The sequence below is a fragment of the Victivallis sp. genome (genome assembly GCF_048170485.1).
Classification (GTDB): domain Bacteria; phylum Verrucomicrobiota; class Lentisphaeria; order Victivallales; family Victivallaceae; genus Victivallis.
Window position 1 is genome coordinate 1 of record NZ_DBEXAY010000255.1, and the last position, 7,649, is coordinate 7,649.

A 7,649-nucleotide genomic window follows, 5' to 3' on the forward strand; every position below is an offset into this window, starting at 1 on the left:
TGAAATATACCGATGAACAACGTTTTCAGGCGAGGAACCGTTTTTTTCAGGGCGAGACGATTCCGGAGATTTCGGCGGCACTCAACATTGAGCGCCGCACGCTTTACAACTGGCGCGACGCGGAGAACTGGAGCATTGCCCGGCCGGACGATCCGGAGATTCTGATCCGGCGGCGGATCGGCTGCCTGATCCAGCGCGAAAGCAAGACGGAAAACGAACTGAAGGAGCTGTCGAACCTGCTCGGCCACCTGGAAGCGCTGGAACGTCTCCGGCTGCGTTACACTCCCCCGCCGGATTCCTCCGGAACCGCCGGCGGCGACGGAACAGGACGGGAACGGAACCGGAAGCAGCGAAAACCCCGGAAAAACGATTTTACCGGGATCGATGTTGATGATCTCATGGAGAAATTCCGTGACGGCCTTTTCGAGTATCAGCTTGATCTCTGGGAGCACCGGCACGAGCGGAACCGCAATATATTGAAAAGCCGCCAGATCGGCTTGACATTCTATTTCGCCCGGGAGGCGTTTTGCGACGCGCTGCAGACCGGGCGCAATAAAATATTTCTCTCGGCATCGCGCGCGCAGGCGGATGTTTTCCGGGGCTACATCAAATCGTTTGCGCGGGAATGGTTCGATGTGGAGCTCTTCGGGAAGGACACCATCGAACTGCAAACGCCGAACGGAACCGCTACGCTCTACTTTCTTTCGACAAACAGCAGCACGGCGCAGAGTTACCACGGCGACGTGTATGTCGACGAATATTTCTGGATCCCGAAGTTCGACGTTCTGAAAAAAGTCGCCTCGGCGATGGCCAGCCAGAAGAAGTGGACGAAAACCTATTTTTCCACTCCGTCGGCAAAGAGCCATTCCGGTTATCCCTTCTGGAGCGGGGACGAATACAACGAGCGAAACAAACGCAAGGATCAGGCGGTGGAGATTTTTCCGGGGCGCGCGGAACTGCGCGCCGACGGCCGGATCTGCCCGGACGGGCAATGGCGGCGGATCATCACGCTTGACGACGCCGAGCGCCAGGGCTGCAATTTGTTCGACCGGAAACAACTCATGCTGGAGTATTCGGAGGACGAGTTCCGGCAGCTCTTCGACTGTGTTTTCGTCGACGACGGCCAGAGCTGTTTCAAATTCTCCGAGCTGGAAAAATGCCTGGCGGATTCTTCAAGCTGGAAATGGTTCCACCCGGAGAGGCAACGTCCGTACTCCGGGCCGGTCTGGATCGGTTACGATCCGTCCCGCGTGCGTGACGGTGCCTGTATCGTGGTACTGGCTGCGCCGACCACCTTCCGCGGGAAATTCTTCGTTCTGGAAAAAATCAGTTTGCGGAACTGTGCCTGGGAATTTCAGGCCGGCACCATCCGCGATCTGTGCAGAAGATACAACGTCGAGCACATCGGCATTGACATCACCGGCCCGGGAAGCGGAGTTTTCGAACAGGTGCAGCGGTTCTTCCCGGCAGCGGAGGCGATCAATTACACGCTTGACATCAAGGCGAAGCTGGTATTGAAAGCGCAGCAGGTGATTGCGTCGGAGCGCCTGGCCTGGGATTCCTCCTACTCCGATATCGCGGCGGGATTCCTGCTGATCCGCCGCGTTACCACGCAAAATGCGAACATCACCTATGTTGCGGATCGCTCCGATCTCACCGGACACGCTGACGCCGCCTGGGCGATCATGCACGCATTGATTCACGAGGATCTGATCCTTCCCGATGAAGAGGAACCCGCATCATACGTTGTATAAATACAACATATTGCGTTTTCATACTTGAAAAAACGGTTAATACTACTATATTTAGTACAATCGGGGAGGTTATTTTCATGCGGGTAAAGTGTCGCTACTGTCACAGGAAGGCAATCATCACGCACAGCGTGGAATTGTCGGACCAGGTTACGGAATTGTACGTCTCCTGCAGCAATCCGAACTGTGGAGCGCGAACGGTGGTACGGCTGTTTTACGCGCACACCATCACCCCGCCGGCGGAAACATTGTTGAACTCACTGCATGAACAGATCGCCGAAATGGATCCGGGGACGCGCCGCGAACTGTTCCGCCCGTACAAAGACGAACTGCCCCTCTTCGCTCCGTAAAAACAAAAAGCCGGGGATTTCTCCCCGGCCATAAATCAGCCATAATCAGCTGGATATTCACGCCATAGCAGGCTGCGGCTGTGCGACCGGCTGAATTTTAACCTGCTCAAGCCGTTGACGCGCCTCGAACAGATCGCAGGCATTTTGCAAATTCAACCACATATCAGCGTCCGTATTCGGTAATGCCATGGCGAATCGAACCGCCATCTCCGGAGTAATGCCGCGGTGTCCGTTGACAATAGCCGAAACGGTTTTCCGGGAAATCCCGATCCGGTCGGCAAACTCGGAAATTCCAATATTCAGCGTATCCAGGTACAGCTCCTTTAAAATTTCGCCGGGATGGGTCGGCTTTCGCGTTCGTTTCAACATCGCTCTCACCTCCATTAGTGATAATCAATATATTCGACCTGGCTGGCGTTTCCATTCCGAAAAGTAAAACAGATCCGCCAGTTCCCCGACACGGAAACCGCATAGCGGTCGGCGGTCGGCGGCTGCAGTTTATGAAATCCGGAACCGGGGAAATTCATATTTTCCGCGGAGACCGCAGCATCCAGCAGGTCGAGAATCCGAGCCACTCGCTTATGGTACGCCACCGGCGGGATTTTTCCTCTTCCTGTCAAGAAAAATTTTTCCAGCTCTTTCTGTTTGAATGATTCAATCATGACGTAACCTTTTCGTTCACATTTACAATGTAACCTGATTGTTCACATTTTCAACATCGGAAGTAAAAAAAATCATTCTTTCGATCTTTTCCCGTTATTGGACACGGGCTATTCCCCCCTGGCCTCATTCAGATAATCAATCGCCTCCTCAACGCTGGAAACGGCGCTTTCAAGATTGTCGATCGCGGACATCATCAATTCGCCGCGATTTCCAGTCTGGATGGTTTCCGGCAGGTTGTCGTATGCGGTCTGTTCATCATCCGTCAAGGATTCAATATCCGATTTGAGAACGTCGAGCTGTTCGATCAGACTATCGATTTTTTCGCGTCTTGTTCTGTTCATATTCCGGTCCTTCCGTGCCTGTTGTTCGCATTCAAAACACAAATCAAGCAAAGTCATTTTCGTTGTTGTTCTGATTGATTCCGACCATCAGCCGCGGCCGATGGACAACAGTTTTTCGGCAAGTTCTTCCCCGCGCGACGTCACAGACAGCGATCGCTTGCGGCGGTCGGCCAGATTGTGGTCATCGGCAATCAGGCCGTAAGCGGCGCTGTTCCGGCCTTTCCGGCCCTTTCCCAGGAGCGCGATTTTCTGCTGCGTGTACCGATGATCGAGCCGCAGCATTTCCGCCAGATCCGCGATACTGTATCCCGGCGTCTCGTAGACCTGCAGCAGAATCCGGACCATCGCCAGATCCAGATCGGGAAAACGCCCCGCCAGTTCATCGATCAGTCGCATTGGCCGGCCTCCCAATTTTGAAACAGGTCCGGCTCACCGGCGCGGAACGTCAGACAACGCACGGCCCGATGTGTCAACCGGGAAAAAACGTTTTTTTTCTTGATGAATAAGTACCGAAACGAAAACGGAAGAAGTTCGGCCAGTTCCAAAACCGGCAGAAAGCAACCCTCTTCCGCCGCCGCTTTTTCACATTCATCCAGCCGCAGCGCGATCACCCCCGTTTTCCGGGAGTGGTTCAGCTTTTCCGCGTGCGCCTCGTAGAAATTCCAGAAACGCTCCAACAGCCGGAGGCCATCGGCGGTCAACCTCCTCGGCCTGGTTCCGCGCCGTCCGACCGGTTCCGGATCTCCGCGTTCAATCCGCAGCGCCGCCACCAGAAGCTGCGCCCGCTGCAGCATGGTCATGCGCTCGTAGACGGCGGCCAGCGCAGGACGAATCAGATCAGGTTCAACAGGGTTGTTTTTCTCCATTTTTTTCGTCTCCTATGTTTAAATTGCAGGGCCGGGAGGGCCAAAATCCTGAAATATCGTAATATTTTCCGATTTTGAGGGGAAAACGGCGCGAATATTTTGCGAATACGTTGAAATACTCCTTGTAATAAACGCAATTTTGAGGGGAAAACGTATTACAATCCATTTCCGGGGAAAATTGTAATTAATTGCAATGCTATTACAACGATATTTCAACCTGTTTAACCTCAATATTACAATATTCGCCAAAACAGGCCTTTTTCACCGTTGTATTTTCCGAAAATCGGCAAAAAAAACATAAACCGTTTTCATTCAGACTGTTCCTTCAAAAATACGTAACAGCGGATCGTCCGGTTCTGAATCCTCGAGAGAACCGCTTTTTTCTCCAGAAATTTGCAGGTCCGGCTGTTCGGAAAAAGGGCCCTCAACTCCTGTTCCGAAGGGACCTCAAGAAAGAACTTTTTGCACTGGGCGGTGTACTCCGAAAACTGGATCGCAAGAAATTTCGGATTGCGGGAGTGGTTCAAGGGCTCCGGATCGCCGCTCGGCCTCGTCAAAGCATGGTTGATATAGTCGACGTTGCTCCAGAAGGTCTCCAGCATCGGATGCTCGCCGGAAAGCCGTTTCTGTTTCGCCTGAGCACGTTCCCATAATAAATCGACGGCTTTGGCCGTGGATTCTTTAAACTCCGGCTCCGATCCATACAGCAGCGACAGCGTCCGGATCCATCCGGCCACCTGGGCGTGACACTTCAGCACACGGTCATCCTTTACCGTTCCATCGGCGTTGCGACGGGCGAACTCCATCCGGGCCGTCTTGTAATTTCCCAGATAGGCGTCCCAGAACTCCGGCTCCCGGGAGAGCACCGCATGCAGATAACCGCCGAGTTCCGCCGCGGTGAATTGTTCGAACTTCTCCGCCAGCAACCGCGTCTCCGGGGTGAAATGTTCCTTCGTGCAGCGGCAGGAAACAAACCGGCTCAGCAGGGCGCCGTCCTCGGTTCCGGCGATTTCGTTGTTCTGGCTCACCAGCAGACCGCCACGGAAGATATCCTGTCGAAGCTCCAGGCCATTCGTGAAGGCCGCGACTGTGCGCGTCGGCGCGCCGAAGTTGTAAAACTCTTTCAGGCGGTTGAAGTTGAATCCTTTTGAATTGCCTTTTTCGCCCATCACGCCATCCGCTTCCAGCAGCACGATCGGCAGATTTGAGTATTGCGCCATCAATCGGAAAAATCCGACGTCGGAATTCTTGTTCGGGTCAAGCCCCTCCTGATCCCGGGTCACGCCGGTCATTTTCCACAGCAGCCGGAGCAGCGTCGACTTGCCGGCTCCCCGCTCACCGGTGAACTCCATGAAACACCATGACGCCTGACGCTTCCTCAACTGCTCCGCGAACAGCGTCCCCGTCCACCAGCCCAGCAGAATCAGTCCGTTCGGCCCGAACACCTTGACAAAGTCGGCAAAGAAATGTTCCGGAAGTTGACCGATCCGTTCCCGGTCAATCAGTTCGAGGGTTTTGTGAGTGGTTTTCAGACAGGTTCCGTTGAAGTCAAAATAGCCGTAGTCGTTGACCTCCTGATATTCGCCGTGGCGATATGCGAATTCCGGAAAGGCGTATATTTCCGTCCCGTGCTCATAGCCGGAATAGGGAATCACCGATACCTCCCGCTGGCCGGATTCCGCCCAGCGGCCGCGCAGGATTTCCAGATCCAGATTATTGCCGGTAAACGCGTAATAGACCGATGATTTCAGAAGTTCCGTATTGAAGGCATCGGCACTGCGCAGACTGTGCCCTTCGAGTTCCATCAGGCGCGGCGTTTTCCGGTGATCGGAAAAAGTGATGTGAAAAACCGCGCTGCGCCGGCCGGTTTCCCGTTCGTGCTGCGTATATACCGCCCGCGGATTGCATTCGCAGATTTTATCGATCTCCGAACAGTCGCGGAACTTCGATTGTTCGTGTTTGCACAGCTCGTCGCTCAGGTCGAAGCGCCCTGTCCGCGGATAGTTCGGCAACGTTTTTTCTGTTCCGGAAATTTTGCAGCGGTACAAAGCCCCCTGAAAATCGAATACCAGATAGTTCAACTTTCTGCCGCTCCAGAGATAAAACGCATACTCTCCGGCCGTGGCGGCCATGGCCATGAAGCCGCGCCGGATGCTTTGCTGCAGATAGTGGTCATCAAGTCGCCCCGCCCGGTACAGATCATCCCAGTCGCCGTCATCCGGAGCGGGAGACGCGACAAAGACGGTTTCGTGCATCTCCTTCAATTCAGAATGGAACTTTCTGCTGTTCAGCTCCCCGGCCCGGTCGGCATCCAGCGCAATGATCCAGCGGATCTTCTTCCCCGCATTGGCCTTGATGATACTGCGCGGCAAATTGATCGCCGAAAGGCCGGAAATCGATTTTTTCCCGATGTGCAGAAACGCCATCGATTTAAAAATCCCCTCCGTGATCCAGATCGTGTCACCCGTGTCGAACGTCATCCCCGGAGGAATCCAGCCGGTATCCTTGTAGGAGCCGAAAATCTTCGCCTTTTTGCCATCATTGGCCTTGACGCCTTCGGCATCGATCACCCGTTTCCAGACCACATCCGGCCCGATGGAGACCTCCACCGCGGGGAAATATCGATCGACGGCCTCCACATAGACCGCCCCCTGGTGATACATGCCGCGGATCTTCGCCAGGTCGAAGCCGCGGATGTCCCTCATATAAGCGTCGGCGGTCGCGTTCGGATTCTCCCGGCTCGGTTTGATCCGGCTGGAAAGCGATTCAAAGAGATCGCGGTAGAGATCCCGCGTCGAAGCGGACCAGCCGCATTTATTCAGCCGGTCGCAGCTCACCCGGTAGGGTTCGGTCAGTTTGATATAGCAGGTCTTTTTTCCGCAGTTCGGACACACGCCCTGCCGCAGAAAATCCCCCTCGCGCCGAAACTCGAACCGGCTGTCGGCAAGCAGAGCACGGCGAATTGATTCAGTCATTTCATCGGAATAAGCGTGGTTCATCGGGCACCTCCGCGGCGGTTGTTCCAATAACTTTGATGGGCTTGGTCAATCGTCTCTTTTTCGGCTTGAGAAGGGCAATTCCCCTGCAGATGGCAGACCGCGCTGTCCATGCAGTATTCCGCATTGGGGCAAAGGCCGCCGAGCAGGGCGTCGCCGACGCATCGATGCAGTTCGACGACAAGCGTTTCGAATTCGTTCATCCAGCCGACGCCCAGTATTTTTTCAAGTTCCTTTTGATCGGCGGGGGCCTTGAGTTCCCGCTCAAGCAAACAGAGCAGTCCTCCAAGTTGCAGCAGACGGTGGCGGATCGCGCCGGAATCGGCGCACGGCGGAAGCTGGACACACTTGTCCTTCATGCTTGACCTCCTAGTTGTTAGGTCGTTTGATTTTCGCCCCTCTCCGGTTTCCACGCCGGAAATAAAAAGGGCCCGCAGGGGTGGAAACGTGCAACTAGTCACGCCCGGCTTACACCGGCCCTGCAGGCCCAAAATACAATGGGTCTGTAAATGATTACGGGAGTCCGCCGTATTGACGGTACGACTGCCGCTAGTTGCATGGGGTTCCACGCCCATGTTTTTACAATAGACGGCTTTTATCGCAGTTTCAAGCGGCGTATTTGAAAATTGTTTCATTTTTCGTGAGATTCCTTCTTGAAGTTTATAGCCAATTGGCTATATTG

General features: G+C 54.4%; 9 protein-coding genes. 2 read left to right on the forward strand and 7 right to left on the reverse strand.

Annotated elements, in window-relative coordinates; translation table 11 throughout:
* Both ACMLHG_RS13305 and ACMLHG_RS13310 read left to right on the forward strand, forming a co-directional pair.
* Nucleotides 1–1,754: terminase large subunit domain-containing protein (locus tag ACMLHG_RS13305; protein WP_417170803.1), on the forward strand; the 1,754-nt coding region annotated here is incomplete at its 5' end.
* A 77-nt stretch (nucleotides 1,755–1,831) separates the two neighbouring features.
* Nucleotides 1,832–2,101, forward strand: a complete 270-nt coding sequence (locus ACMLHG_RS13310; protein WP_417170804.1) for an ogr/Delta-like zinc finger family protein — start codon at nucleotides 1,832–1,834, stop codon at nucleotides 2,099–2,101.
* Between the two features lie 57 nt (nucleotides 2,102–2,158).
* Here ACMLHG_RS13310 and ACMLHG_RS13315 read toward each other — a convergent pair whose 3' ends face one another.
* From ACMLHG_RS13315 to ACMLHG_RS13345, 7 genes are all read right to left on the reverse strand, one after another.
* The gene (locus tag ACMLHG_RS13315; RefSeq protein WP_417170805.1) at nucleotides 2,159–2,470 is read right to left on the reverse strand and encodes a HigA family addiction module antitoxin; all 312 of its coding nucleotides are present in this window, start codon (nucleotides 2,468–2,470) and stop codon (nucleotides 2,159–2,161) included.
* 14 nt (nucleotides 2,471–2,484) lie between these two features.
* Nucleotides 2,485–2,763 (reverse strand): type II toxin-antitoxin system RelE/ParE family toxin, encoded by a 279-nt coding sequence (locus ACMLHG_RS13320; RefSeq protein WP_417170806.1) that lies wholly within the window; start codon nucleotides 2,761–2,763, stop codon nucleotides 2,485–2,487.
* A 108-nt stretch (nucleotides 2,764–2,871) separates the two neighbouring features.
* Nucleotides 2,872–3,105, reverse strand: a complete 234-nt coding sequence (locus ACMLHG_RS13325) for a hypothetical protein (RefSeq protein ID WP_417170807.1) — start codon at nucleotides 3,103–3,105, stop codon at nucleotides 2,872–2,874.
* 87 nt (nucleotides 3,106–3,192) lie between these two features.
* Nucleotides 3,193–3,501, reverse strand: coding sequence for a hypothetical protein (locus tag ACMLHG_RS13330; protein ID WP_417170808.1), 309 nt, complete (start codon nucleotides 3,499–3,501; stop codon nucleotides 3,193–3,195).
* On the reverse strand, nucleotides 3,492–3,971 hold the full coding sequence (locus ACMLHG_RS13335; RefSeq protein ID WP_417170809.1) for a hypothetical protein: 480 nt from the start codon (nucleotides 3,969–3,971) through the stop codon (nucleotides 3,492–3,494). The genes ACMLHG_RS13330 and ACMLHG_RS13335 overlap by 10 nt, the downstream gene beginning before the upstream one ends.
* 308 nt (nucleotides 3,972–4,279) lie before the next feature.
* On the reverse strand, nucleotides 4,280–6,970 hold the full coding sequence (locus tag ACMLHG_RS13340) for a toprim domain-containing protein (protein WP_417170810.1): 2,691 nt from the start codon (nucleotides 6,968–6,970) through the stop codon (nucleotides 4,280–4,282).
* A complete protein-coding gene (locus ACMLHG_RS13345; protein ID WP_417170811.1) occupies nucleotides 6,967–7,326 on the reverse strand; it encodes a hypothetical protein in 360 nt (119 codons plus the stop codon). The genes ACMLHG_RS13340 and ACMLHG_RS13345 overlap by 4 nt, the downstream gene beginning before the upstream one ends.
* Nucleotides 7,327–7,649: the final 323 nt, after the last annotated feature.

Coding starts and splice junctions, on each gene's coding strand:
- ACMLHG_RS13310 (WP_417170804.1), top strand. CDS start 1,832: ATGCGGGTAAAGTGTCGCTACTGTCACAGGAAGGCAATCATCACGCAC.
- ACMLHG_RS13315 (WP_417170805.1), bottom strand. CDS start 2,470: ATGTTGAAACGAACGCGAAAGCCGACCCATCCCGGCGAAATTTTAAAG.
- ACMLHG_RS13320 (WP_417170806.1), bottom strand. CDS start 2,763: ATGATTGAATCATTCAAACAGAAAGAGCTGGAAAAATTTTTCTTGACA.
- ACMLHG_RS13325 (WP_417170807.1), bottom strand. CDS start 3,105: ATGAACAGAACAAGACGCGAAAAAATCGATAGTCTGATCGAACAGCTC.
- ACMLHG_RS13330 (WP_417170808.1), bottom strand. CDS start 3,501: ATGCGACTGATCGATGAACTGGCGGGGCGTTTTCCCGATCTGGATCTG.
- ACMLHG_RS13335 (WP_417170809.1), bottom strand. CDS start 3,971: ATGGAGAAAAACAACCCTGTTGAACCTGATCTGATTCGTCCTGCGCTG.
- ACMLHG_RS13340 (WP_417170810.1), bottom strand. CDS start 6,970: ATGAACCACGCTTATTCCGATGAAATGACTGAATCAATTCGCCGTGCT.
- ACMLHG_RS13345 (WP_417170811.1), bottom strand. CDS start 7,326: ATGAAGGACAAGTGTGTCCAGCTTCCGCCGTGCGCCGATTCCGGCGCG.